This is a genomic window from Streptomyces sp. NPDC048258 (assembly GCF_043201995.1).
Taxonomy (GTDB): Bacteria; Actinomycetota; Actinomycetes; order Streptomycetales; family Streptomycetaceae; genus Streptomyces.
On sequence record NZ_JBICZH010000004.1, the window covers coordinates 63,804 to 87,846 of the forward strand.

Below are 24,043 nucleotides of genomic sequence, written 5' to 3' on the forward strand. Positions count from 1 at the left end.
CATATGCGGGCTCAGCCGACGGCGCTCGCCGACGCACGCCGACCGGCGCGTCCTCGTCGACCAGACCCGGCGCGAGCTCGGCCCCGCAGTCCGGACAGCGCGGCTCGAACCGGCCGGCCGCCAGATCCGTCGTCAGCCTGGGCCCCGGCCGCACCACCCCGTGGCGCGGGCACCTCGTACCGGCCCTCCCCGTAGACCACCATCGACCCGGCCAGGACGAGCTCGCGAACCCCGGCGGCCGCCATCTCCGCCAGCAGCACTGCCGTCCCGAGGTCGTTGCAGCCGACGTATCCGGGGGCGTCCGCGAAGTCCTTCCCGAGCCCGACCATGGCCGCCTGGTGACACACGGCGTGCACCCCGCGCAGCGCGGCCCGTACCGCGTCGGCGTCCCGTACATCGGCCCGGACGAACTCCGCGTCGGGCAGCGGTGGCGTGCCGGGGTGGGCGGCGGGCAGCAGGGCGTCGAGGACCACGGGGTCGTGCCCGCGGTCCTTGAGGGCGGTGACGATGTGGGAGCCGATGAACCCGGCTCCTCCGGTGACGAGTACGCGCATACCTGGGACGTTACGCAGCGTGGAATCCCCGAGGGGTCTCCCACACGTGCACGTAAGACTTCTGTCATACGGGTGCGGCGGGAAGAGCGATGGGCAGCGTCACGAACAGGATCGTGATAGCGGTCCTGGCAAGATGGCGGCATGGAACGTGTGCTTGGAATCGGTGGATACTTCATGCGGGCCGCCGACCCGGCGGCCCTGAGCGCGTGGTATCGCGATTGCCTGGGCCTGGACGCCGATGAGTACGGCCTGTGGCGTCAGGGAGCCGGCCTGACGGTGTTCGCGACGTTCGAGTCCGAGACCGACTACTTCGGGTCCCGCGCCCAGCAAACCATGCTCAACTTCCGGGTCCGCGACCTGGATGCGATGCTCGCGCAATTGCGCGCCAAGGGAGCGGACGTGGCCGAAGAAACGCAGGACATGGAGGGTGTCGGTCGATTCGGGTGGGTCACCGATCCCGAGGGCAATCGCGTCGAGCTGTGGCAGCCCGCCTGACCGCGTCTTCACGCAGGCGGTGACGTGCTGGTGGACCACCAGGTTGTCGAGATGTGAACCCTGGTCAGCCAGGCACTGGGCAACAGGGTCAGGCTGGGGCCCGCAGCATCACCCGTCAGCGACACCGCGGGCGTTGAGCCGGGCGGCCTGGCGCGTCAGGTGGTCGCGTTCGGCGAGGTTGGGTGCCTTTCGGGCCGCCTCGGTGTACAGCCGTGCCGCCGTCGCCAGGTCGCCGTCGCGCTCGTGGAGGTACGCCGCCACCGCGGCGTGGCGGGGTAGTGAGTCGTCCAGCGCCGCGAGCGCCGCCAGGCCGGCGCGCGGTCCGTCGGCCTCGCCGACGGCCACCGCGCGGTTGAGCCGGACGACCGGGCTGTCGGTCAGGCGCGCGAGCTCGTCGTACCACTCGACGATCTGCACCCAGTCGGTCTCCGCTGCGGAGCGCGCGTCGGCGTGGAGTGCCGCGATGGCGGCCTGGGCCTGGAACTCGCCCAGCCGGTCGCGGGCGAGGGCCGCCTGCAGGATCTCGACGCCCTCGGCGATCGACTCGGTGTCCCACAGGCCGCGGTCCTGCTCGGCGAGCGGCACCAGGCTGCCGTCGGGCGCGGTCCGGGCGGCGCGCCGGTCGTGGTGGAGCAGCATGAGGGCGAGCAGCCCCGCCACCTCGGGGTGGTCGATCGCGGCCGCGAGCTGCCGGGTGAGCCGGATGGCCTCGGCGGCGAGGTCGACGTCGCCGGAGTAGCCCTCGTTGAAGACCAGGTAGAGGACGCGCAGCACGGTGGCGACGTCGCCAGGCTGGTCGAACCGCACGCCGGAGACGGTGCGCTTGGCCCGGCTGATGCGCTGCGCCATGGTCGCCTCGGGCACCAGGTAGGCCTGGGCGATCTGGCGGGTGGTCAGCCCCCCGACGGCGCGCAGTGTGAGCGCGACCGCGGACGACGGGGTCAGCGACGGGTGGGCGCACAGGAAGTAGAGCTGGAGCGTGTCGTCCACCGGGGGCGCGGGCCCGGGCGCCGGCTCCTCCTCGACGCGGTCCTCACGCCGGCGGCGGGCGGCGTCGGCGCGCGTCGCGTCGAGGAACTTGCGCCAGGCCACGGTGACCAGCCAGCCCTTGGCATCCCGCGGCGGGTCGGCCGGCCAGACGCGGACCGCCTCGACCAGAGCGTCCTGCACGGCGTCCTCGGCCGCCGCGAAGTCGGCTCCGCGGCGGACGAGGATCCCGAGCACGCTCGGCGTGAGGCTCCGGAGCTGGACCCCGTTCACCTCGTTCACCTCGTTCACCTCAGGGGTCACTCCGTGATGGTGGGCGGCGCGGCCAGGAACGGGCGTACCTCCAGCCACTCGTGGATCGGCTTCCCGCCCGCCCCAGGGGCGGCCGACAGCTCCCCGGCCAGCTCGACGGCGCGCTCGTAGCTGTCGACGTCGATGATCATCCAGCCGGCGATGAGGTCCTTGGTCTCCGCGAACGGTCCGTCGGTGACCGGCGGGCGCCCCTCACCGTCGTAGCGGACCCACGCTCCCTCGGGGGCGAGCGCCTGACCGTCGACGAACTCGCCTGCCTTCTCCAGGCGGGCCGCGAAGTCGTTCATGTACTGCACGTGCGCCGAGATCTCCTCCGGGCTCCACTGGTCCATGGGCACGTCGTTGACCGGAGCCGGGGCGCCGCGGTAGTGCTTGAGCAGCAAGTACTTGGCCATCGTGTTTCTCCTCGCTCGTGCGACCCATTGTGGTCGCGGTCATTGCGGGGACGGAGCCGGTCACGGGTTCTCGACATCGCCGTCCGGCTTTCTTTGGGCTTTTCGTGGATGAGCCTGGGTGAGCCGTCTCGCGGTGTCCGGGTCCACGGCGTCGGCGCGAGGGCGCGCGACGAAGCGAGGCCTCCAAGACCAGCAGCGAACCGAGCAGCTGAATCAAGAGAAGCCTCGGCAATATGACGCACGAGCGGAAGCTCCTCCGGCCTGCCTGGGCTCAGCCGCGGACCGGAGTGAGGACCACGAAGTCGGCGTTCGACGGGTCGAGGCAGACGGCGAGCCGGCCGACGCCTTCCGCGTCCTCCGGTCCCATCTGCACGCTGCCGCCGTTCTCGGTGACCTTGGCGACGGTGGCGTCGCAGTCGGCGACGGCGAATACGGGGTGCCAGTACGGCCGTCCCTTCGCGAGGGCGAGGTTCTCCTCGGGCAGCTGCATGAGGCCGCCGTGCATGCGCTCCTCGGGAAGTCCGGCGGGGGTGATGAGGGAGTACGTACCTCCGCCGCCCGGCAGCCCCATGTCGTTGAACTGCCAGCCGAAGACACCGCCGTAGAACTCCTTGGCGGCCGCGGCGTCGCTCGTGTACAGCTCGGTCCAGGACAGTGAGCCCGGCTCGTCCACCAACTCGACTCCCGTGTTCGTGCCCGGCTGCCAGACGGCGAACTGTCCCCCCAGGGGGTCGCTGTACTGCGCCATCCGGCCCCACTCTTCGAGGTCCATCGGAGCCACCCGCACCGTGCCGCCCGCGCGCTCGACCGCCTGGGTGGTGGCGTCCGCATCGGTGACGCTGTAGTAGATCATCCAGGCCGAGCGCGCGCCTTCCTCGGTGAGCTTGCCGAGCCCGGCGACGATCTTGCCGTCCTTGCGGAACATCCCGCCTTCCATGTCCTCCCCCTCGCCCATGGACTCGTAGTCCCACCCGAGGACGGCGCCGTAGAAGGCCGCGGCGGCCCGGACGTCGGGCGCGCCGAGGTCGATCCAACAGGGGGAGCCGGGTGCGAAGTCAGTAGTGATCATGACGATTGCCTTTCGCAGGTCCTGTACGACCACAGTGGCACCCGACACCGACCATCGCCCGTCGACCGCACCCGCCGCCTGGTGCGGAGCCGGCGGCGAGGTGGCTCGGATGGTGTCCGAACACCGACGATGCAGCAGGGAGTTCGTTGCCTTGCGGGAGGCGCGTGACGTCGCCCGCCGTGTTGATCTCCCTGGCGAACTGACTGTTTCCCGGTGACGCGGGACGCGTCTCAAGCGTGCGTCGGCGCGGCTTTCAGGCCCTCGAGCAGCGTGGCCAGGTAGCGGTGAGCGGTGTCGATCCGGTCGGCGGGTGTGCCGCCGTGGACGTGCACGGCGTGGGCGATGCCGCACATGAGCGGGACCAGGTCGGTGGAGGCCAGGTCGGGGCGGACCGCTTCGGCCGCTGTGGCCCGGTCGAGGAGGGTGGTGCCGACCGACCACAGCGACGTCTTGAGTTCCGTGGTGCGCGGCAGGGCATCTGCGGGCGCGGCGGTGACCGGGGCCAGGGAGGCGTCGGTGACCTGCGCTTCGACGGTGCGGGTCAGGAAGGCTTCCAGCGCGCCCCAGGGGTCGGTGTCGGCCAGCGCCTGCCGGCCGTGGGCGGCCAGGGCCTCCAGGCAGGGAGTGGCGACGGTCTCCAGCAGCGCCTCGGGCGTGGCGAAGTGCCGGTAGACGGTGCCGACACCGAGTCCGGCGCGGCGGGCGACGTCGTTGAGCTGCAACGGCGTGCCCTGGTCGACCAGGGCACGGGCGACGGCGACGATCCGGTCCCAGTTGCGGGCCGCGTCCTTGCGCAGTGGCGTCGTCGTCATGGGGACATGCTAATCGGATAGCCCATCCGTGTGGTCCCGCAGCCGCCGCCCGTCCGGACCTCGCATGGCGGGTCAGGTGGCCGCGAGAGGCGCGTACCGTTCGCTCAGTCGGAGTACGGCCTCGGCGACGCGGGGGTCGGTCGCCGCACGGGAAGGCGCCACCGGGTGTGCCTGGGCGCCGATGAGGATGCCGGTCCGGCCCGTCAGGGCGTCGTCGGTGGCCGCGACGATCGAGGGCCTGGCCGCCACGGAGGCCGGGCCGGAAGTCGAGCGTGCGAACCTCCGGCGCACCAGCGGCCACAGCAGGCGCAGGGCCGGCGAGACGATCTTCGGGTCGGCCAGGGTGCCGTTGGTCATGTCGGTCGCGGCACCGCCGGGGTCGGCGGCGAAGACGGATACGCCCGTGCCGTCCAGCCGCTCGGCCAGGTCGAGCGTGTAGGCGAGGTTGGCGAGCTTGGCGCGGCCGTACCAGTGGAAGCCGTAGTAGCCACCGGACGGTTCGACGGCGTCGAACACCCGCTTGGCGAGCCCGACCGCACCTGACGTCACGTTCACGATCCTGCTCGGCGTGCCGGCCGTCAGGGTGGGCAGCAGAAGTTCGGTCAGCAGGTACGGCGAGAGGTGGTTGACGACGAACGATGCCTCGACGCCGCCCAGGTCCTGTCGATCCGCGAACATCGCCCCGACGTTGTTGACCAGTACGGTCAGCGGTTCGCCCGAGGCCGCATGGTCGGAGGCGATCCGGCCGGCGAGCGCGCGCACGTCGTCGAGCGAGGCGAGGTCGGCGGACAGGAACCGGCCCGGGTGCGCCGGGCTCGTCGCGTTGATGCGGTCGAGCGCCCGGGCGCCCCGGTCGGCGTCGCGGCCGACCACGGTGACCGAGAACCCGGCAGCCGCCAGCCCCAGGGCCGTCTCCAAGCCGATGCCGCCCGTTCCCGCCGTGACCACAGCAGTCCTCTTCATGGCACACCCACCCCCAACACACATCCGGATAGTTCATCCGCTTGGCGCGACCGTAGCACATATCTGGATGACCTATCCGGTTAGAGCCTGTCCGGCCGTCGAGATCGCGGGGACGTCGACGTCCGCATCTCTGTCCGGTGCCCGGCGGTCGCGCCTACCGGGACCACACCGTGCCGCGGGCCTCGTACTCCAGCATGGCCTCGAGGCTGCTCGCCGCGTCGGCGCCCAGTTCGCGGCGAACGAGCCACAGGGTGAGCTCCAGACCCGAGGTGATGCCCCCGGCCGTCACGAGATCGCCGTCGTCCACCACGCGCGCGCTCTTCAGCACGCCGCCCTGCCGCTCCAGGTCCGGGCGCGCCTTGTGGTGGGTGGTGCAGGGCCGCCCGCGGGTCAGTCCGGCGGCGGACAGCAACATGACTCCCGTGCACAGTGCGGCGATGGTGAGCCCTGGGCGGCGCGCCGCTTCCAGTGCGCGCGGGAGGGTGCCGCGCCGGATCTCGGCCCACACCCCGGGGTCCTCGCGGCGGGCGTAGCCGCCGCCCGGCACCACGATGATGTCGGCGTGCTGCGGGGTCCAGCCGTGCTCGACGCCGACGCGCGTTCCGTACGACGCCCGGACCGAACCGGGGTGGGAGGTGGTGACATACCGGACCTCGACCGGCCGGTCCGTGAAGAAGCGGGAGGCCGAGAAGGCCTCGTACGGGGCGGCGAAGTCGAGTTCCTCCACCCCGTCGAACATGACGATGTGCACCCTCAGGGGTGTACCGCCAGGGGCAGTGCTGCTGCCCTCGGCCGCGGAGGCGGCCGGGCCGGCGCCGAGTCCGGCGACTCCCGCGACCGCGCCGGTGGCGCCGAGGGCGGTCGAGGCTCGGAGCAAGTCCCTTCGGTTCAGGCTCATTCAGGCTCTCCTCGGTGTGGTTCGGACGGATCGGTGACGGGCGCAGGCCCGCCCGCACCCGTCTCCCCATGCACCCGTTCGGGCGAGCCGCGGCCTCCTCGAAGAGGTCGGTGGTGCCAACGCGCGAGTTCCTCATGGATCTTGTGGCGTGCCCCACAACGGGCCGCGCGAGACCGATCGCATAGAGCGCCAAGGGCCGCGGTGGATACGGGTTCCGCTGCTCGGCGAAAGCTCGCGGCGGCCGGATCGCCAGCGGGGCTTGGCGGCCGGTCTGCCGGTCAGCGTCCTTGTTCCCGTCCCGGACCGCGCCGTTCCGGCCGTTCCGGCATCGTCGGCACGAGGAGCGGTCCCGCCCGTTTGGCGCGGCGCTGGACGAGCGCGGTCTCCATCCGGCCGATGCCCGGCAGCGCGGCCAACTCGTCGGCCAGGTAGTCGTAGAGGGCGCCGGTGTTACGGCACTGGACCATGGCGAAGACCGCCGCCCGGCCCGTGGTGACGGCGGCGAAGGCGACCGCGTCGTGCCGTGACAGCGCCTGCGACACCTCGACCAGCGCGGCCGGCGCCACCTCCAGCCACAGCAGCGCCTCCAAGGGGAAGCCGAAGTGGGACGGGTCCACGTTCACCTCGAAATGGAGCACCCCGGCCGCCCGCAGTCCGGCGACGCGGCGGCGCACGGTCGAGGCCGACCAACCGGTGACGGCGGCCAGCCGTACCACGTCCGCCCGGCCGTCCCGGGCCAGTTCGCCCGCCAGCCGTGCCTCCGCCTCGCCCCAGCCGGACGGTTCGGCGGGCGCTTCCGGGGCGCCCGGCGGATCCGGCGCGGGACTGCGGAGGGCTGCCTGCTCGGACGCGTCCAGCGCGCTCGTCCGGCCGGCCCAGCCGCCGACACCGGCGACCGAGCGCAGCACGCAGCCCGCCTCCACATCCCGTACCCCCGGGGTCCGCAGCAGGTGGTCGAAGAGCGGGCGCCCGCTGTCCGTACTCGAGGCCGGGGTGCGGATCATGCAGGTCAGCCGCGTTCCCCCGGCGAGCGGGGCGATCCACGAGGTGTCGTCCCGCTGCGCGAGGGCGGCGGTGAGCGCGTCGGTGGCGTCCGGCGTGCAGTCGATGCGGACGAACCAGTCGAGCATGCCGATCCGCCGGCTGTCGACGAGCCCGACGACCCGGACCACCAGGGTCGACCGCAGCCGGTGGTAGCGGCGTGTGACGGTGCGCTCCGGGACCCCGAGCACGGTGGCGATCCGGCTGAACGAGGCGCGCCCGTCGATCTGGAGGGCATGGATCAGACGGCGGTCCAGCGCGTCGAGCGTGACGGATTGCGTCATGACATCGCATCCGAACGTCTGATTGCGTCCATTCCGGCGACTGTACAGAGGGCACGGGAGTACCGGACAGGACGCTGATGGTGACCGCACCAGAAAGGGCAGACCATGTTGACCGTCCTTCCCATCAGATATGTGGCCGACGTCGAGGCGTCCCGGGACTTCTACGCGGGGCTGGGACTCACTGTCCGGCAGGAGCCCGGCGCGGCCGTCTGGGTCCGGCTGACCGCAGCAGCCGGCGCCGTCGGCGTCCACGCCTCCGCCGTCTCGCAGGGGCGGCCGCCCGGCGCCACCGAACTGGGCTTCGCAACGGATGAACCGCTGGAGGAGGTCGCGCAGCGGCTCCGACGGCGCGGCTACCCGTACGAGCTCGTCGAGGAGAACTTCGGCCGCAGCATCCGGGTCACCGACCCGGACGGGGTCGTCGTGCAGATCCAGCGGATCGACCCGGACACCGTCCGCCGGTCGGCCGAGGCCGTGACCGGCGACTTCGCGTGACTGCGGCGCGGAGGCCCTGACATGGAACCGCTCGTCACACTCGTCACCGTCGTAGGCTTGCTGCTGCTCGCCGGGGCGCTCGGGGCCGTACGGTTCCGTCGGCCGACCGTCGCCCTGAGGGGAGGTCTGGCGGCCATGTTCGCGCTGACCGGCGGCGCGCATTTCGTCGCGATGCGCGAGGAGATCGTCGCCATGGTGCCGGCGGCCCTGCCGGCCCCGGAGCTGCTCGTCACACTGACCGGCATCGCCGAACTCGCCTGCGCACTCGGGCTGCTGTGGTCGCGGACCGCCCGGGGTTCGGCCGCCGTACTCAGCGCACTGCTGGTCGCGATGTTCCCGGCCAACGTGTACGCCGCCGGCGGCGACGTGTCCTGGTGGGACCGGCTCGGCCCCCGGACGGCCCTGCAGGCCGTCTTCCTCGCGGCCACCGTCACCGTGCTGGTCCGCCACGGCCGGGCCGTCGCGGGGGCCCCGTCGGAGCCGGCGGTCAGGTCCCCGTCGCCATGAACGTCGCCGGCGCCGGACGAGTTCACGGCGGAGGCCCGGCGGTGTGAAGGGCACTGCCGGCGGGATCGTGGGGCGGACGGGGGCGGAGGCGGGCGGCGAGGACGGCGACGTCGTCTTCGGCGTGCTGTGCGTCGAGTCCGTCGCAGACCGCGTCCACGACATCGGAGACTCCTGCTCCGGTGGTCATGTGCAGCGCCGCGAGCCGGGCCAGGGAGGTGTCGATGTCCTCGCCGCGGCGTTCCACGAGGCCGTCCGTATAGAGCAGGATGGTCTGATCGGTGGTGATCGGCAGGGCGACGGCTTCGTATCCGCCGATGCCGGTGCCCAGCGGAGGGCCGACGGGAACCTTCAGCAGCTCGCCCGGGCCGTCGGCGGTGAAGGCGGCGGGCGGCAGATGTCCGGCACTGGCGTACACGGCCATGCCGCGGGCGGGATCGACGCGGACGATGAGGCAGGTCGCGGGGCGACGGTTGTCGTCCGCCGCGGACAGGGCGTCGAGCTGGCGAAGCACGCGGTGGGGGGCGAGATCGGTGGAGGCGACGTCGCGCAGGAGGGAGCGGTAGGCGTTCATGTCGACGGCGGCTTCCAGGCCGTGGCCCATGACGTCTCCGACCACCAGCAGGGTCCGGCCGAAGTGCAGCCGCACGGTCTCGAACCAGTCGCCGCCGACGAGGGTTCGTGGTCCGACCGGCAGGTAGCGGCTGGCGACTTCCAGGTTCGGGTGTGGTCGGCCCGGTTCGGCCACCAGGGCCCGCTGGAGGTCGAGTGCGATCTTCTCGGTTGCCGCCAGGCGCCGTGCGTGTCCGATGTGCACGCATGCGAGTCGTGCCGCGAAGTGCAGCGTCGCCGTCTCGTGGTCGCTGAAGCCGCCGTGCGTCCGGACCGCGAGGAGCCTTCCGTAGAGCTCGCCCCGGCCGATCAGCGGTACCGAGACGAGGTGTACGGATCCTTCCGTGCCGCGGCCGGAGTACGCATGCACGGGATGTCCCTCGTCCAGAGCCCGGACCGCGGGGGTGATCCCGGTGTCGGTGCCGGGGTCGTCCAGGAGATCCGTCGCGCCGGCCGAGGCCACACGGTCATTCCTGCCGCCGTGGCCGATCACGTCCACAGCCGCGGCGTCGCACAGGGTCCGGAACACGAATCCCGCCAGCTCCCGCCAGGTCGCCCGCTCGTCGAAGGACGTCCCGATCCGCTCGAGAGCCTCTTCCATCGCGCGTAGGCGTGCCTCCACGCCATCCTGTTCCGGCACGACGCCTCCGTAACCCCTGGTCCGCACCAGGGAGCCCGACGAGGAAGACATTCCATCAGCGCGTTCCTTTCACCAGCGTATTGCCCGACCGCGGGCAACGAACTTCGCGCCATCCGCACGGATACGTTGACACGGCAAAAGTGTGAGTGGTTGAGTACTCACATGAAGAGCGAACGACCCCGCCAGCTGTCCACGGCCGAGGAGCGCCGCGAGACGGTGCTGCGCACCGCCATCGGCGCCTTCGCGGCGCGCGGCTACTGGGGCACCACCACGACCGAGGTGGCGAAGGCGGCCGGCATCTCACAGGCGTACGTCTACCGCTTGTTCCCGAGCAAGGAGCTGCTGTTCACCGCAGTGGTCGAGCACTGCTTCGTGCAGGTCCGGGCCGGTCTGGAGCGGGCGGCGGCCGAGGTGAAGGGCAGCTCCGCCGAGGCGGTGTTGGAGGCCATGGGGGACGCCTACGCGCTGCTGATCAGCGACAACGACCTGATGCTGATCCAGTTGCACGCCCAGGCCGCGGCCGTCTCCGAGCCGGCTGTCCGTGAGGCGGTCCGGCAGGGCTACGCTCGGCTGGTGGAGTACGTCCGCGGCGCCTCCGGCGGCACCGAGGGGCAGGTCCAGGAGTTCTTCGCGCTCGGCATGCTGTGCCACCTCATCGTCTCCATGGGGGCCGACGAGGTGGACGCCCCCTGGACCCGAACGCTGTCCGCGGGCATCACGCACTACTGACGCCCGGCGCAAGCCGGGCAGCCGTCTGTCGGCGGGGTACACGGCCCCGCCTTTTCTTAGGCGTCAAGTGTGAGTGGTTAACCACTCATGGAGGCTCGTGCGGATCATGAGCGCCGAAAGCGCAACCGACAGCACATCGATCGAGAGGAAGACCAACCATGTTCACCATCGACGAGACCGCTCCCGTCATCGTCCGCCTGTCCACCGTCATCGACGCCCCGCTGGAGCGGGTCTGGGCCCTGCACACCGACATCGACGCCTGGCCGAGCTGGAACGCCCACGTCGACCAGGCCGGGCTCGACGGCCCGCTGCTGCCGGGCAACTCCTTCAGCTGGAAGACGCACGGGCTGGACATCACCTCCACCATCCGCGAGATCGTCCCCGGTGAGCGGCTGGTCTGGGGCGGCCCGGCCAACGGCATCGAGGGCATCCACGTGTGGACCTTCGAGCAGACCGGCAGCCAGGTGAGCGTCCGCACCGAGGAGTCCTGGAGCGGTGCCCCCGTCGACGCCGCGGCCGACGAGCTCGGCCAGGCCCTGCACGACTCCCTGACCGTCTGGCTCGCGGCCCTCAAGGCCCGCGCCGAGCAGGCCGGCTGACTCCCGTCGCCCATCGCGCCTGCGACATCTCTCGTCCGACACCGTCACGCAGAGCGAGGTACCTGCCATGACCACCGACAAGAAGCCCTACCTGACCGGCCACTACGCCCCGGCCGTCGACGAGATCACAGCCACCGAGCTGACCGTTGAGGGCTCCCTGCCGCCGGAGCTGACCGGCCGGCTGATCCGCAACAGCCACAACCCCAAGCCCGGCGTCACTCCCACCCACTGGTTCAAGGGCAGCGGCATGGTCCACGGCATCCGGCTGCGCGACGGCCACGCCGAGTGGTACCGCAACCGCTGGGTGCGCACCCCCGCCCTGGACGGTGCTTCCTACATGACCGAGCAGGGCCCGGACCTGACGGCCAGCACCGCCGGCACCCACGTCATCGAGCACGCCGGACGGCTGCTGGCGCTGTCCGAGGCGAACTTCCCCTTCGAGCTCACCCGGAACCTCGACACGGTCGGCGCCTACGACTTCGACGGCAAGCTGCGCGGCGCGATGACGGCGCACCCGAAGACCGACCCAGTCACCGGCGAGTTGCACTTCTTCGGCTCCTCGCCGTTCCCGCCGTACCTCGTGTACCACGTGGCCGACGCCGAGGGGCGGATCGCCTACAGCGTCGAGGTGCCGGGGGCGAGCGCCTCCCTCAAGCACGACTTCGCCGTCACCCGCCACCACGTGGTCTTCGTCGAGGGCACCGTCACCTTCGACCCCGCCGAGCACTCCGGCATCCCGTACGGCTGGAACGACGCCCAGCCGGCGCGGATCGGCGTCATGCCCCGCGGCCCGCAAGGCGCGGCGAGGATCCGCTGGTTCTCCATCGAGCCGGGCAGCATGCTGCACGCCGCCAACGCCTACGAGGACGCCCAGGGCCGCATCGTGCTGGAGGGCCCGACCGTCGACCGGGAGGGCTTCCAGCTCTCCTGGAACTGGTGGGTCGGCGCTCCCGGCCGCGGCACCGAGCCCAACACCCGCTCCTACAACCGCCGATGGGTCATCGACCTGGCCGCCGGCAGCGTCGACGAGCAGATCATCGACGACCTCGCCGTCGAGTTCCCCACGCTCAACGAGGAGTTCCTCGGCGCCGAGCACCGCTACCAGTACGCGGTCTCCTTCCCCGACCAGGAAGGCCACGGCGGCTACGGCATCGTCAAGTACGACCGCGCCACCGGCGCCCGCCGCATCCACCAGGCCGGCGACGCCCGGCTGCCGGGCGAGGCCGTGTTCGTCCCCGCCGCCGGCGCCACCCGCGAGGACGACGGCTACCTGCTCACCGTCGTCTCCGACCTCAAGCAGGACGCCTCCCGGCTCCTGGTCCTGGACGCCTCCGGTCTCGACCGGATCGCGACGGTCCACCTCCCGCGCCGGGTCACCGGCGGCATCCACGGCTCCTGGATCCCCGACAACGCCCTCGACGGCTCCGACAGCTGACCACCGGTCGGCGCCGGCCAGGCGGCCGACCCCGCAGGCCAGGCGCGGTAGGCAAGCTCCGGGCGTGAGCGTCGGGCTGACCACGGCACGCCAAGCCCAGGGGGGCGCCTGGCTGTGAGAGCAGCCGGGCGCCCCTTCTCGATGTGTTTCTCAGTGGGCGGAGTCCGAGTAGTGCGGTTCCCGCACCCGGGATGCCGCCGGGGCCCCGGCGCCCAGTTTCGCGCCCTCCACGTCCACGTTCGGCAAGGCGCGGTCCAGCCACTCGGGCAGCCACCAGGCCGCCTTGCCGAGCAGCGCGAAGAGGGCCGGGACGATGGCCATGCGGACGACGAAGGCGTCGAAGAGGACGGCTGTCGCCAGGGCGAAGCCGATCATCTTGATCAGGTCGTTCTGCTCCGTGATGAAGCCGGAGAACACGCTCACCATGATGATCGCGGCCGCGCTGACCACGCGCCCGCCGTGGCGGAAGCCGGTGACCACGGCATCGCCGGGCCGTGCCCCGTGGACGTAGGCCTCCCGCATCCGGCTCACCAGGAACACCTCGTAGTCCATCGCGAGGCCGAACACCACACCGATCATGAAGATCGGCATCGTGCTCATGACCGGGCCGGCTTCCTTGACGCCGAAGACGTCGGCGAGCCAGCCCCACTGGAACACCGCGACCACGGCTCCGAGGGCCGCGCTCACCGACAGCAGGAAGCCGAGCGCCGCCTTGAGCGGGACGAGGATCGAGCGGAAGACGAGTACCAGCAGGAGGAAGGCGAGGCCCACCACGAGTGCGAGGTACGGCACCAGTGAGTCGTCGAGGGTCTCGGAGAAGTCGATGAACATCGCGGTCTGGCCGGTCACGAGGACCTCGTCCGCGCCCGTGCGGGCTTCGATGCCGGCCACCTTGTTCCGTAGGGAGCGGACGAGCTGTTCGGTGTCGTGGTCGTTGGGTCCGGTGCTCGGTATGACGTTCAGGATCGCGGTGTCGTTGGCCGTGTTGGGTGCGGCCGGTGAGACGGAGGCGACGCCGTCCACCTCCGCCAGAGCCCGACCGACCGAGCCGGCGGCGGCCGACGCGTCCTCGGCGCTCACGGTGATCATCAGAGGTCCGTTGAAGCCGGGGCCGAAGGACTCCGACAGCATGTCGTACGCCTTGCGCTGGGTGGTCTCGGCGGCCATCGTGCCCTCGCCGGGCAGTCCCAGCTCCAGGCCGGCGGCGGGCAGCGCGATCGTGCCCAGCCCGAGCACTCCGACGAGCAGGACGGCCACCGGGTGGAGCAGGACGTAACTGGCCCAGCGCGTACCCAGGTTGGGCTTCCGCCGTGCGGCCTCCCTGGCGGCCTTGCGCTGCTGGCGGGCGGAGAGCGGCTTGCCGGTGACCGCCTTGCGGTCGAGCCGGCGCAGCACCTTGACCGGCGCGAAGCCGAGCAGCGCGGGGACGAGGGTGATCGCGATCAGGACGGCGACGGCGACCGTGCCCGCTGCCGCCACGCCCATCTTGGTGAGCATCGGGATGTTCACGACGGAGAGGCCGGCCAGAGCGATGACGACGGTGAGCCCTGCGAAGACGACGGCCGATCCGGCGGTGCCGACGGCGCGCCCGGCGGCTTCCTCCCGCTCACGGCCTTCGGCGATCTCCGAGCGGTAGCGGGAGATGATGAACAGGGCGTAGTCGATGCCGACGGCGAGGCCGATCATCATGGCGAGCGTGGAGGTGGTTGCCGACAGGCCGAGGGTGCTGCCGAGCGCGACGATCCCGCTGATGCCGACGCCGACGCCGACGAGGGCGGTGAGCAGGGGCATGCCGGCGGCGATCATCGACCCGAAGGTGATCAGCAGGACGAGGGCCGAGACGAGGATGCCGATGCCCTCGGCGCCGCCCATGGCCGCCTCGATCTTGATGGCGTCACCGCCCGCTTCGACGGTGAGCCCCGTCCCGCGGGCCTTGTCCAGTGCCTGGTCGAGGGTGTCGTGATCCGTGTCGGTCAACTGGGTGGCGGCGACCTTGTAGGTGACGACCGTGTAGGCGGTGGTGCCGTCCTTGCTGACGGCGCCCGCCTGGTAGGGGTCGGTGACCGCGACCACCTCCGGGGCCTTCGCCAGGTCGGAGACGAGCCCGGAGACCGCTGCCTTCCGCTGGGGGCCGGAGATGTTCTCGCCCTGGGGCGCGCGGATGACGACCCGGGCGCTTGCACCGTCGGCGCTCGCGGCCGGGAACTTCTCCTTGAGCAGGTCGAACGCCTTCTGTGATTCGGTGCCCGGCATCGAGAAGGTGTCGGCCGGGGGCGCCGGAGCGGACGAGGCGGCGAAACCCACCCCGCCGAGGATCAGCACCCACAGCAGTGCGATCAAGCCCCGCCGCCGGAAGGCGAGGCGGCCCAGCTTGTAGAGGTATGTAGCCACGGCGAAACAGACTCCTGTCGGATGGGCGGTGAACGGGCGGACCGCGAGGCCGCCTTCGATGCGCGCCCCGTCGGGCGGGGCGAAGGTGATGCGGGTCGGGCTCAAGCGGCCCGGAAGCAGTGACAGATCCGGCGGCGCTACCGCCGTGACCCTGTGGCGCCACAATGGCACCGTGGTGGCGCCAACGCAAGCCTCGGGTGCCACGCACCGGCGCCGGGCGGCTGCCGAGGGCGCCATGGGGAGAGTGGAGGAGTGGCGCGTTTCCGCAGCTCGCAACCCTGCCGCCAGCGGTTTAGGCAGGGAGCGCCGCACTTCATGCGGGGTGGTGGTTCGCTATGGCGCTTCTGTGTGCCATAGTGGCGCCATGGACCTCACGCCGTATGTCGACAACCTCCGGCAGGAGCTCGCGGTCGCCGCGGCTGCCGGTGGGGATGAAGCTCGCGCCCTGGCCGAGCGGCTGACCGCACCGCTGGAATCCGCCGCCCGGCTCACGCTGCTGAATGCCCTCTCCGCGGCCATGGACGAGGTCGCCCGCGACCTCGCTCCCGGATCGGTCGACGTACGCCTGCGGGGCCTGAACCCCACCTTCGTGGTGACGCCACCGCCGGCCCTGGAGCCCTACGGCGCAGTACCGCATACGGCCACCGCGCCGCCCGCCCCTCCCCTTGCGGCGGACGGCGAGGAAGGCGGCACCGCGCGCATCAACCTCCGGCTGCCCGCCCACCTCAAGGCCCGCGCCGAGGAAGCGGCGAACCAGGAGGGACTGTCGGTCAACGCCTGGCTGGTCCGGGTCCTGGCCGCGGCCCTGGAACCCGGCGAACGTGAAGGCCCCTCCGGGCTCAAGCGGAACCGGACCGGAGAGAGCTTCACCGGCCGGAAAGCTGGACCTCACCCGTGAGGCGGCGCGCGGCGCCGGGCACATTGCGTACGGGCACGGCGCACACCGCTGCATCGGAGCCGCGCTCGCCAACCTGCAGACCGAGGTGATCCTCGACCAACTGCTGCTGCGGCGCGACAGCCTGTCCCTCGCCGTCGGACGCGACGCCGTCGAGCGCGTCGGGTTCGCGGGCGAGGGCACCTATCCGGTCGGCCTGCCGGTCCGCCTCTGAGGGCCGCGGGCCCATCCCCCTACCGGGGCCGGGCGGCTCGTGTGCGCGGGTCGGCAGCCGTACTCCGGCCACCTGTCCATGTCGGTGTGACGGGCCCGGCGGCTCGGCCGGTCGCCGCGGAATCAGGTGACCGCCGAGGCCGGGAGCTCCGCGGTGACGGGCGGAGTGCCGCCCGCCACGGGGAGGGTGAGGACCATGGTGAGGCCGCCGCCGGGGGTGTCCTCGGCGGCGAGCGTGCCGCCGATGGCCTCGGTGAAGCCACGGGCGACGGCGAGGCCGAGGCCGACTCCGGCGCCTCGTGGGGCGTCGCCGTGGCGCTGGAAGGGTTCGAAGATACGGCCCTTGGCGTCGTCCGGGACGCCGGGCCCGCGGTCGACCACCCGGAGCTCGACCCGGCTCCCCAGGGCGCTGGCGGAGACGTGGACCGGCCGGCCGTCGGGGCTGTACTTGACGGCGTTCTCGACGATGTTGGCGACGGCCCGCTCCAGCAGGCCCCGGTCGACGGCGACCATCGGGAGGGTTTCGGGGATGTCCAGGTCCACGCTGTCCTCCGGTACGCCGCCCAGGGCCATCGGGACGACCTCGTCGAGGTCGGTCTCGCGGATCAGCGGGACGACCGTGCCGGTGTTGAGGCGGGACATGTCGAGGAGGTTGCCGACGAGGGCGGCGAGGCGGTCGGCGCCGTCCTCGATGCCCTCCAGGAGCTCGGCCTTGTCGTCCTCGGACCATTCGACGTCGGCGGAGCGCAGGGACGTGACGGACGCCTTGATGCCGGCGAGCGGGGTGCGCAGGTCGTGGCTGACGGCGGCCAGCAGCGCGGTGCGGATGCGGTTGCCCTCGGCGAGTTCCTTGGCCTTGCCCGCCTCGTCGACGAGGCGCTGGCGGTCGAGTACGACGGCGGCCTGGGCGGCGAAGGCGCCGAGCACCCGCCGGTCTTCGGCCGGGAGCACTCGGCCGGTCAGAGCCAGAGCCATGTTGTCGCCTACGGGCAGGTCGACGTCGGCGTCCTCGGGGCGGCCGACCGGGCCGCCGCCCACGGATGCCGCCGTGGTCCACGAGTCGACTTCGCTGGTGCGCTCCAGGAGGACGACCGACTGCATGGCGAAGGTCTCGCGGAGGCGCTCGAGGAGGGCGTCGAGGGAGTCCTCGCCGCGCAGGACGCTGCCCGCGAGGAAGGAGAGGACCTCGGATTCGGCGCGTAGGCGGGCGGCCTGGTGGGTGCGCCGGGCGGCCAGGTCGACCACGGAGGCCACCGACACCGCTACCCCGACGAAGATCGCGATGGCGACGATGTTCTTGGGGTCGGAGATGGTGAACTGGTACAGCGGTGGCGTGTAGAAGTAGTTGAGGAGCAGGGACCCGACCGCCGCTGAGGCAAGGGCGGGGAGCAGTCCACCGAGCATGGCCGCCGCCACCGTGAAGGTGAGGAACAGCAGCATGTCGTTCGCGAGCCCGAGGTCGGGGACGACCTGGCTCAGCAGGACGGCGAGGAGTGCGGGGCCGACGATGCCGGTCAGCCAGCCCCAGATGATGCGGGAGCGGCCGAGCCGCGCGCCGCGGGCGACAGGCAGGCCGCGGCCCTTGGCCGCTTCGTCGTGGGTGACGATGTGCACGTCGAGGTCGGGCCCGGATTCGCGGGCGACCGTGGCGCTGACGCCGGGGCTGAAGACGGACTGCCAGGAGCGGCGGCGGCTGACGCCGAGGACGATCTGCGTGGCGTTGACCCCGCGCGCGAACTCCAGCAGCGCGTCCGGGACGTTGTCGCCTATGACGTGGTGGAAGGTGCCGCCCAGGTCCTCGACCAGGGTCCGCTGGACCGCGAGTTCCTTGGGGGAGGCGGACGTGAGTCCGTCGCTGGCGGCGATGTAGACGGCGAGGACCTCGCCGCCCGCGCCCTTCTCGGCGAGGCGGGCGGCGCGGCGGATGAGCGTGCGTCCCTCCGGGCCGCCGGTGAGGCCGACGACGATGCGCTCGCGGGCCTGCCAGGTGGAGCGGATGTTGTGCTCGCCCCGGTATTCCTGGAGGTACTCGTCGACCCGGTCGGCGACCCAGAGCAGGGCGAGTTCGCGCAGCGCGGTCAGGTTGCCGGGGCGGAAGTAGTTGGAGAGGGCGGCGTCGACCTTGTCGGGCTTGTAGACGTTGCCGTGGGCCATGCGGCGGCGCAGGGCCTGCGGGGACATGTCGACGAGCTCGATCTGGTCGGCCCGCCGGGCCACCTCGTCGGGTACGGTCTCGCGCTGGCGCACGCCGGTGATGGTCTCGACGACGTCGCCGAGCGATTCCAAGTGCTGGATGTTGCGGTGGACACGACGTCGATGCCGGCCTGGAGCAGCTCCTCGACGTCCTGCCAGCGCTTGGCGTTGCGCGAGCCGGGGACGTTGGTGTGGCTGACGATCGGGCGGATGATCAGGGTTCGAAGCGGTATCCCATGCCCGGTTCGGTGATCAGGTACCGGGGGTGGGAGGGGTCCGCTTCCAGTTTGCGCCGTAGCTGGGCCATGTAGACGCGCAGGTAGTTGGTGTTCTCCCCGTACGTCGGTCCCCAGACCTCCAGCAGCAGCCTGGCCTGGGTGATCAGCCGGCCGGGGTGGGTGATGAGGATCTCCAGCAGGTGCCACTCGGTCGGGGTCAGCCGTACGGTGCGGTCGCCCCTCCGGGCCTTCTTCGCGACCAGGTCGACGGTGAACTCGTCGGTCGTGACCACGGAGGTCTCGTCGGCCAGGGATGCCGCAGGGGTCTCCTGGCGGCGGGTGGCCGCGCGCAGGCGGGCGAGGAGCTCGTCCATGCTGAACGGTTTCGTCACGTAGTCGTCCGCGCCCGCGTCCAAGGCCCGGATCTTGTCCTCGGAGGTGTGGCGGGCGGAGAGGACCAGGATGGGCACGCGGCTCCAGCCGCGGACGCTCCTGATCACGTCGACGCCGTCCATGTCGGGCAGACCGAGGTCCAGCACTATGACGTCAGGTTTGCGGGCGGCCGCGAGCCGCAGGGCGGAGCCGCCGTCGGGCGCCTCCTCGACGTCGAACTTGCGCGCCTGGAGATTGATCTTCAGCGCGCGGACGAGCTGAGGGTCGTCCTCCACCACCAGCACCCGGGTCATCGGTATGCGGCCTTTCCTTCGTTACGGGCACGGGACGGAGCCGGCGGGGCGCCGGGGTACCCCCGACCAGCGGTGGCTGAGGGAACTCCGCGCCACGCCGGCTCCTGGTCCGTGCGATGGGTGCGGGCCGTCAGCTCTTGGTCAGTGACGTGAGCGCGGTGTTGAGTTCGAGGACGTTGACGCGGGGTTCGCCCATGAAGCCGAGGGTGCGGCCTGTGGTGTGGTCGGCCACGAGCTTCGCGACCTGCTTGACGTCGAGCTTGTTCTGTTCGGCGACCCGGTGGACCTGGAGTTCGGCGTACTCGGGGGAGATGTTCGGGTCGAGGCCGGAGCCGGAGGAGGTGACGGCGTCGGCCGGCACGTCCTCCGGCTTGACCTGGTAGGAGGCGGTGGAGTTGTCGGTGACGACGGCGTCTTTGGCGGCGATGACCTGTGCGCAGAGGGTGCCTTCCTCCGCGTCCTTGCTGCACTGGCCGCCCACGGCACCGTTGTCGGCGGAGCGGTTGGTCGCGCCGGACAGGATCAGCGAGTACCGGGTGTTGACCGAGTTGGCGCCCAGGCCGTTGGAGGGGCGCGGCTGGAACCACTTGAGGTCCGGCTTCGCCGCCTCCTCCTCGTCGTCGGGGTTCTGCTTCGGCAGGTTGTAGCTCTGCCCGATGAGGGAGGAGCCGACGACCCGGCCGCTCTTGTCCTTGATCTCGGAGCCGTTGGCCTTGTCGTTGAACAGGGTCTGGGCGATCCCCGTGACGGCCAGCGGGTAGAGCACGCCGCAGATCACCGTCAGAACCAGCAGGGCGCGGAGGCCCGCACCGATCAGGCGTGCAGTGTTGCCTACAGAGTTGTTCATCGTGGATCAGCCGATTCCGGGGATGAGGGAGATGAGGAGGTCGATGACCTTGATGCCGATGAACGGGGCGATCAGACCACCCACGCCATACAGGCCGAGGTTGCGGCGGAGCATCTTGTCGGCGCTGGTGGGCCGGTACCGGACGCCCTTGAGGGCGAGCGGCACCAGGGCGATGATGATCAGCGCGTTGAAGATGACGGCCGAGAGGATCGCCGACTCGGGCGAGGTCAGGCCCATGATGTTGAGCTTGTCCAGGCCCGGATAGACCACGGCGAACATGGCGGGGATGATCGCGAAGTACTTCGCGACGTCGTTGGCGATGGAGAACGTCGTCAGGGCGCCACGCGTGATCAGCAGCTGCTTGCCGATCTCGACGATCTCGATGAGCTTGGTGGGGTTGGAGTCCAGGTCCACCATGTTCCCGGCCTCCTTGGCGGCCGAGGTGCCGGTGTTCATCGCGACGCCGACGTCGGCCTGGGCGAGGGCGGGGGCGTCGTTGGTGCCGTCGCCGGTCATGGCGACGAGCTTGCCGCCCGCCTGTTCCCGCTTGATGAGGGCCATCTTGTCCTCGGGGGTGGCCTCGGCCAGGAAGTCGTCGACTCCGGCCTCCTCCGCGATCGCCTTGGCCGTCAGCGGGTTGTCGCCCGTGATCATGATCGTCTTGATGCCCATGCGGCGCAGTTCGTCGAACCGCTCGCGCATGCCCTCCTTGACGACGTCCTTGAGGTGGATGACCCCCAGGACGCGGGCGCCCCTCTCGTCGGCGACCGCGACGAGCAGCGGCGTGCCGCCGGCCTCGGAGATGCAGTTGGCGAGGAGGTCGGCGTCGTCCGAGACGTGGCCGCCTTGTTCCTCGACCCAGGTGATGACCGAACCGGCCGCGCCCTTGCGGGTCTTCGTACCGTCGACGTCGACACCCGACATACGGGTCTGGGCGGTGAAGGGCACCCAGGTGGCATGGGCGAGTTCGCCCTGGTGGCGCTCGCGCAGTCCGTACTTCTCCTTCGCGAGCACCACGATCGAGCGGCCCTCGGGCGTCTCGTCGGCCAGCGAGGACAGCTGGGCGGCGTCCGCCAGCTCGGCCTCCGTCGTTCCCTTGACCGGGACGAACTCCGAGGCCTGGCGGTTGCCGAGGGTGATGGTGCCCGTCTTGTCGAGCAGTAGCGTGGACACGTCACCGGCGGCCTCGACCGCGCGGCCGGACATGGCCAGGACGTTGCGCTGGACCAGGCGGTCCATGCCGGCGATGCCGATGGCGGAGAGCAGTGCGCCGATGGTGGTGGGGATGAGGCAGACCAGCAGCGCGGTGAGCACGATCATCGACTGCTCGGCACCGGCGTGGATCGCGAACGGCTGCAGGGTGACGACCGTCAGCAGGAAGACGATCGTGAGGGACGCGAGCAGGATGTTGAGCGCGATCTCGTTGGGCGTCTTCTGCCGGGCCGCGCCCTCGACCAGGGCGATCATGCGGTCGATGAAGGTCTCGCCGGGCTTGGTCGTGATCTTGATGACGATCCGGTCCGACAGCACCTTCGTACCACCGGTCACCGCCGAGCGGTCGCCGCCGGACTCCCGGATGACCGGCGCGGACTCACCGGTGATGGCCGACTCGTCGACCGAGGCGACGCCTTCGACGACGTCACCGTCGCCGGGGATGACGTCTCCCGCCTCGCAGACCACCAGGTCGCCGATGCGCAGCTCGGTGCCGGGGACCTGCTCCTCGCCCGTGCCGTCCTTGGTCAGGCGGCGGGCCACGGAGTCGGTCTTGGCCTTGCGCAGGGTGTCGGCCTGGGCCTTGCCGCGGCCCTCGGCGACGGCTTCCGCGAGGTTGGCGAAGATCGTGGTCAGCCACAGCCAGGCGGTGATCGCCCAGCCGAACCAGTCCGTCGGGTCCTTGACCGCGAGGACGGTCGTGACCACGGAGCCGATGAGGACGACGAACATGACCGGGGACTTGATCATGACGCGCGGGTCGAGCTTGCGCACCGCGTCCGGGAAGGACTTCAGCAGCTGCTTCGGGTCGAAGAGACCGCCGCCGACCCGTCCGGCGCCCGGCTTGTGACCGGTCGGGATGTCTTCGTGTGGAGCGCGGGTGGGGGTGATGGTGCTCATGACGCGAGCCCTTCGGCGAGCGGACCCAGCGCGAGGGCCGGGAAGTAGGTCAGACCGGTGATGATGACGATCGTGCCGACGAGCAGGCCCGCGTAGAGCGGCTTGTCGGTGCGCAGCGTGCCCGCCGTCTCCGGGACGGGCTTCTGCTCGGCCAGCGAGCCGGCCAGCGCCAGGACGAACACCATGGGCAGGAAGCGGCCGAGCAGCATCGCGATGCCGATGGTCGAGTTGAACCACTGGGTGTCGGCGTTCAGGCCGGCGAAGGCCGAGCCGTTGTTGTTGGCGCCCGAGGTGTAGGCGTAGAGGATCTCGGAGAAGCCGTGCGCCCCGGCGTTCGTCATGGAGTCGGCCGGGGTGGGCAGGGCCATGGCGGCCGCGGTGAAGCACAGGACCAGGGCGGGGGTGACGAGGATGTAGCAGGCCGCCAGCTTGATTTCGCGGGTGCCGATCTTCTTGCCCAGGTACTCGGGGGTGCGGCCGACCATCAGACCGGCGATGAACACCGCGATGATCGCCATGACCAGCATGCCGTAGAGGCCGGAGCCGACACCACCGGGCGCGATCTCACCCAGCTGCATGCCCAGCATCGCGATACCGCCGCCGAAGCCGGTGTACGAGGAGTGGAAGGAGTTCACCGCGCCGGTCGACGTCAACGTCGTGGCCACCGCGAAGATCGACGAACCGCCGATCCCGAAGCGGGTCTCCTTGCCCTCCATCGCCCCGCCGGAGATGTCGAACGCCGGGCCGTGGTGGGCGAATTCGGTCCACATCATCAGCGCGGTGAAGCCGAGCCAGATGATGCCCATCGTCGCGAGGATCGCGTAGCCCTGGCGCAGGTTCCCGACCATGCGGCCGAAGGTGCGGGTCAGCGCGAGCGGGATGGCCAGGATCAGGAAGATCTCGAAGAGGTTGGAGAAGGGCGTCGGGTTCTCGAAGGGGTGGGCGGAGTTGGCGTTGAAGTAGCCGCCGCCGTTCGTACCGAGCTCCTTGATGACCTCCTGCGAGGCCACCGCCCCGCCGTTCCACTGCTGCGAGCCGCCCATGAACTGGCCGACCTCGTGGATGCCGGCGAAGTTCTGGATGACCCCGCACGCGACGAGGACGATCGCGCCGATGACCGAGATCGGGAGCAGGATGCGGACGGTGCCGCGGACCAGGTCGGACCAGAAGTTGCCGAGCTCACCGGTGCGGGAGCGCGCGAAGCCCCGTACGAGGGCCACCGCGACGGCCATGCCGACGGCGGCCGAGACGAAGTTCTGCACCGCGAGGCCGCCGGTCTGCACGACGTGGCCCATGGCCTGCTCGCCGTAGTACGACTGCCAGTTCGTGTTCGCCACGAACGACGCGGCGGTGTTGAAGGCCTGGTCCGGGTCGATCGACACGAAGCCGAGCGAACCGGGCAGGCTGCCCTGCACGCGCTGCAGGAGGTACAGGAAGAGGACGCTCACGGCGGAGAAGGCGAGGACGGCGCGCAGGTAGGCGGGCCAGCGCATCTCGGCGGTGGGGTTGGCGCCGATGGCCTTGTAGATCCACTTCTCCGGCTTGTAGTGCTTCTCGGAGGAGTAGACGCGGGCCATGTAATCGCCCAGGGGACGGTAGGCCAGCGCGAGCGCGGCGATCAGCGCGAGCAGCTGGAGCACACCAGCGGTTACGGGGCTCATATC

The 24,043-nt window shown here is 71.1% G+C and carries 21 protein-coding genes and 2 pseudogenes; 8 read left to right on the forward strand and 15 right to left on the reverse strand.

Annotated features, from left to right (window positions below):
• Positions 1 to 31: 31 nt before the first annotated feature.
• Positions 32 to 554: pseudogene (locus ACGFYQ_RS10970) on the reverse strand (NAD-dependent epimerase/dehydratase family protein); the annotation flags it as partial.
• Positions 555 to 695: 141 nt separating this feature from the next.
• On the opposite strand from ACGFYQ_RS10970, the gene ACGFYQ_RS10975 reads away from it, so the two are divergent.
• The gene (locus ACGFYQ_RS10975; protein WP_393742274.1) at positions 696 to 1,049 is read left to right on the forward strand and encodes a VOC family protein; all 354 of its coding nucleotides are present in this window, start codon (positions 696 to 698) and stop codon (positions 1,047 to 1,049) included.
• Positions 1,050 to 1,157: 108 nt separating this feature from the next.
• Here ACGFYQ_RS10975 and ACGFYQ_RS10980 read toward each other — a convergent pair whose 3' ends face one another.
• The 7 genes from ACGFYQ_RS10980 to ACGFYQ_RS11010 form a co-directional block, all read right to left on the reverse strand.
• Entirely contained in the window at positions 1,158 to 2,309 is a 1,152-nt protein-coding gene (locus ACGFYQ_RS10980; RefSeq protein ID WP_393743251.1) for an RNA polymerase sigma factor, read from the reverse strand.
• Positions 2,310 to 2,335: 26 nt separating this feature from the next.
• Positions 2,336 to 2,743: a YciI family protein gene (locus ACGFYQ_RS10985; protein WP_393742276.1), complete on the reverse strand. Its 408-nt coding sequence runs from the start codon at positions 2,741 to 2,743 to the stop codon at positions 2,336 to 2,338.
• 271 nt (positions 2,744 to 3,014) lie between these two features.
• Positions 3,015 to 3,812, reverse strand: a complete 798-nt coding sequence (locus ACGFYQ_RS10990) for a VOC family protein (protein ID WP_393742278.1) — start codon at positions 3,810 to 3,812, stop codon at positions 3,015 to 3,017.
• A gap of 230 nt (positions 3,813 to 4,042) precedes the next feature.
• Positions 4,043 to 4,624: a TetR/AcrR family transcriptional regulator gene (locus ACGFYQ_RS10995; RefSeq protein ID WP_393742280.1), complete on the reverse strand. Its 582-nt coding sequence runs from the start codon at positions 4,622 to 4,624 to the stop codon at positions 4,043 to 4,045.
• 72 nt (positions 4,625 to 4,696) lie between these two features.
• A complete protein-coding gene (locus tag ACGFYQ_RS11000; protein WP_393742282.1) occupies positions 4,697 to 5,587 on the reverse strand; it encodes an SDR family NAD(P)-dependent oxidoreductase in 891 nt (296 codons plus the stop codon).
• A gap of 154 nt (positions 5,588 to 5,741) precedes the next feature.
• Complete coding sequence (locus tag ACGFYQ_RS11005) at positions 5,742 to 6,479, reverse strand: DJ-1/PfpI family protein (RefSeq protein ID WP_393743253.1); 738 nt, start codon at positions 6,477 to 6,479, stop codon at positions 5,742 to 5,744.
• Positions 6,480 to 6,763: 284 nt separating this feature from the next.
• Entirely contained in the window at positions 6,764 to 7,810 is a 1,047-nt protein-coding gene (locus ACGFYQ_RS11010) for an Lrp/AsnC family transcriptional regulator (protein WP_393742284.1), read from the reverse strand.
• A gap of 105 nt (positions 7,811 to 7,915) precedes the next feature.
• On the opposite strand from ACGFYQ_RS11010, the gene ACGFYQ_RS11015 reads away from it, so the two are divergent.
• Entirely contained in the window at positions 7,916 to 8,305 is a 390-nt protein-coding gene (locus ACGFYQ_RS11015; protein ID WP_393742286.1) for a VOC family protein, read from the forward strand.
• 21 nt (positions 8,306 to 8,326) lie between these two features.
• Positions 8,327 to 8,812, forward strand: a complete 486-nt coding sequence (locus ACGFYQ_RS11020) for a hypothetical protein (protein ID WP_393742288.1) — start codon at positions 8,327 to 8,329, stop codon at positions 8,810 to 8,812.
• Between the two features lie 22 nt (positions 8,813 to 8,834).
• Here ACGFYQ_RS11020 and ACGFYQ_RS11025 read toward each other — a convergent pair whose 3' ends face one another.
• Positions 8,835 to 10,061, reverse strand: a complete 1,227-nt coding sequence (locus tag ACGFYQ_RS11025; RefSeq protein WP_393742290.1) for a PP2C family protein-serine/threonine phosphatase — start codon at positions 10,059 to 10,061, stop codon at positions 8,835 to 8,837.
• A 162-nt stretch (positions 10,062 to 10,223) separates the two neighbouring features.
• Between ACGFYQ_RS11025 and ACGFYQ_RS11030 the strand changes: the two genes are divergently transcribed.
• The 3 genes from ACGFYQ_RS11030 (at position 10,224) to ACGFYQ_RS11040 (ending at position 12,824) form a co-directional block, all read left to right on the forward strand.
• Positions 10,224 to 10,790, forward strand: a complete 567-nt coding sequence (locus ACGFYQ_RS11030; protein WP_393742292.1) for a TetR/AcrR family transcriptional regulator — start codon at positions 10,224 to 10,226, stop codon at positions 10,788 to 10,790.
• A 158-nt stretch (positions 10,791 to 10,948) separates the two neighbouring features.
• Complete coding sequence (locus ACGFYQ_RS11035; protein WP_393742294.1) at positions 10,949 to 11,389, forward strand: SRPBCC family protein; 441 nt, start codon at positions 10,949 to 10,951, stop codon at positions 11,387 to 11,389.
• 67 nt (positions 11,390 to 11,456) lie between these two features.
• Positions 11,457 to 12,824: a carotenoid oxygenase family protein gene (locus ACGFYQ_RS11040; RefSeq protein WP_393742296.1), complete on the forward strand. Its 1,368-nt coding sequence runs from the start codon at positions 11,457 to 11,459 to the stop codon at positions 12,822 to 12,824.
• Positions 12,825 to 12,974: 150 nt separating this feature from the next.
• Here ACGFYQ_RS11040 and ACGFYQ_RS11045 read toward each other — a convergent pair whose 3' ends face one another.
• Positions 12,975 to 15,215, reverse strand: a complete 2,241-nt coding sequence (locus tag ACGFYQ_RS11045) for an MMPL family transporter (RefSeq protein ID WP_393742298.1) — start codon at positions 15,213 to 15,215, stop codon at positions 12,975 to 12,977.
• Positions 15,216 to 15,579: 364 nt separating this feature from the next.
• Here ACGFYQ_RS11045 and ACGFYQ_RS11050 point away from each other — a divergent pair, with 364 nt between their 5' ends.
• A complete protein-coding gene (locus tag ACGFYQ_RS11050) occupies positions 15,580 to 16,113 on the forward strand; it encodes a toxin-antitoxin system HicB family antitoxin (RefSeq protein WP_393742300.1) in 534 nt (177 codons plus the stop codon).
• Between the two features lie 85 nt (positions 16,114 to 16,198).
• Positions 16,199 to 16,324, forward strand: a complete 126-nt coding sequence (locus ACGFYQ_RS11055; protein ID WP_393742302.1) for a hypothetical protein — start codon at positions 16,199 to 16,201, stop codon at positions 16,322 to 16,324.
• Positions 16,325 to 16,446: 122 nt separating this feature from the next.
• On the opposite strand, the pseudogene ACGFYQ_RS11060 reads toward ACGFYQ_RS11055, so the two are convergent.
• From ACGFYQ_RS11060 to kdpA, 5 genes and pseudogenes are all read right to left on the reverse strand, one after another.
• Positions 16,447 to 18,716, reverse strand: a pseudogene (locus ACGFYQ_RS11060) (ATP-binding protein); the annotation flags it as partial.
• 14 nt (positions 18,717 to 18,730) lie between these two features.
• Entirely contained in the window at positions 18,731 to 19,420 is a 690-nt protein-coding gene (locus ACGFYQ_RS11065) for a response regulator (RefSeq protein ID WP_393742304.1), read from the reverse strand.
• Between the two features lie 130 nt (positions 19,421 to 19,550).
• Positions 19,551 to 20,267, reverse strand: coding sequence for a potassium-transporting ATPase subunit C (locus tag ACGFYQ_RS11070; RefSeq protein ID WP_393742306.1), 717 nt, complete (start codon positions 20,265 to 20,267; stop codon positions 19,551 to 19,553).
• A 6-nt stretch (positions 20,268 to 20,273) separates the two neighbouring features.
• The gene (gene kdpB / locus ACGFYQ_RS11075; RefSeq protein WP_393742308.1) at positions 20,274 to 22,379 is read right to left on the reverse strand and encodes a potassium-transporting ATPase subunit KdpB; all 2,106 of its coding nucleotides are present in this window, start codon (positions 22,377 to 22,379) and stop codon (positions 20,274 to 20,276) included.
• On the reverse strand, positions 22,376 to 24,040 hold the full coding sequence (gene kdpA, locus ACGFYQ_RS11080; protein ID WP_393742310.1) for a potassium-transporting ATPase subunit KdpA: 1,665 nt from the start codon (positions 24,038 to 24,040) through the stop codon (positions 22,376 to 22,378). The genes kdpB and kdpA overlap by 4 nt, the downstream gene beginning before the upstream one ends.
• Between the last annotated feature and the right edge of the window lie 3 nt (positions 24,041 to 24,043).

What these genes read in the sequence shown, in the direction of transcription:
- ACGFYQ_RS11015 (WP_393742286.1), top strand. Translation starts at nt 7,916, where the DNA reads ATGTTGACCGTCCTTCCCATCAGATATGTGGCCGACGTCGAGGCGTCC.
- ACGFYQ_RS10990 (WP_393742278.1), bottom strand. Translation starts at nt 3,812, where the DNA reads ATGATCACTACTGACTTCGCACCCGGCTCCCCCTGTTGGATCGACCTC.
- ACGFYQ_RS10995 (WP_393742280.1), bottom strand. Translation starts at nt 4,624, where the DNA reads ATGACGACGACGCCACTGCGCAAGGACGCGGCCCGCAACTGGGACCGG.
- ACGFYQ_RS11000 (WP_393742282.1), bottom strand. Translation starts at nt 5,587, where the DNA reads ATGAAGAGGACTGCTGTGGTCACGGCGGGAACGGGCGGCATCGGCTTG.
- ACGFYQ_RS11065 (WP_393742304.1), bottom strand. Translation starts at nt 19,420, where the DNA reads ATGACCCGGGTGCTGGTGGTGGAGGACGACCCTCAGCTCGTCCGCGCG.
- ACGFYQ_RS11020 (WP_393742288.1), top strand. Translation starts at nt 8,327, where the DNA reads ATGGAACCGCTCGTCACACTCGTCACCGTCGTAGGCTTGCTGCTGCTC.
- kdpA (WP_393742310.1), bottom strand. Translation starts at nt 24,040, where the DNA reads ATGAGCCCCGTAACCGCTGGTGTGCTCCAGCTGCTCGCGCTGATCGCC.
- ACGFYQ_RS11050 (WP_393742300.1), top strand. Translation starts at nt 15,580, where the DNA reads ATGGACCTCACGCCGTATGTCGACAACCTCCGGCAGGAGCTCGCGGTC.
- ACGFYQ_RS11035 (WP_393742294.1), top strand. Translation starts at nt 10,949, where the DNA reads ATGTTCACCATCGACGAGACCGCTCCCGTCATCGTCCGCCTGTCCACC.
- ACGFYQ_RS11010 (WP_393742284.1), bottom strand. Translation starts at nt 7,810, where the DNA reads ATGACGCAATCCGTCACGCTCGACGCGCTGGACCGCCGTCTGATCCAT.
- ACGFYQ_RS11070 (WP_393742306.1), bottom strand. Translation starts at nt 20,267, where the DNA reads ATGAACAACTCTGTAGGCAACACTGCACGCCTGATCGGTGCGGGCCTC.
- ACGFYQ_RS10985 (WP_393742276.1), bottom strand. Translation starts at nt 2,743, where the DNA reads ATGGCCAAGTACTTGCTGCTCAAGCACTACCGCGGCGCCCCGGCTCCG.
- ACGFYQ_RS11030 (WP_393742292.1), top strand. Translation starts at nt 10,224, where the DNA reads ATGAAGAGCGAACGACCCCGCCAGCTGTCCACGGCCGAGGAGCGCCGC.
- ACGFYQ_RS11040 (WP_393742296.1), top strand. Translation starts at nt 11,457, where the DNA reads ATGACCACCGACAAGAAGCCCTACCTGACCGGCCACTACGCCCCGGCC.
- kdpB (WP_393742308.1), bottom strand. Translation starts at nt 22,379, where the DNA reads ATGAGCACCATCACCCCCACCCGCGCTCCACACGAAGACATCCCGACC.
- ACGFYQ_RS10975 (WP_393742274.1), top strand. Translation starts at nt 696, where the DNA reads ATGGAACGTGTGCTTGGAATCGGTGGATACTTCATGCGGGCCGCCGAC.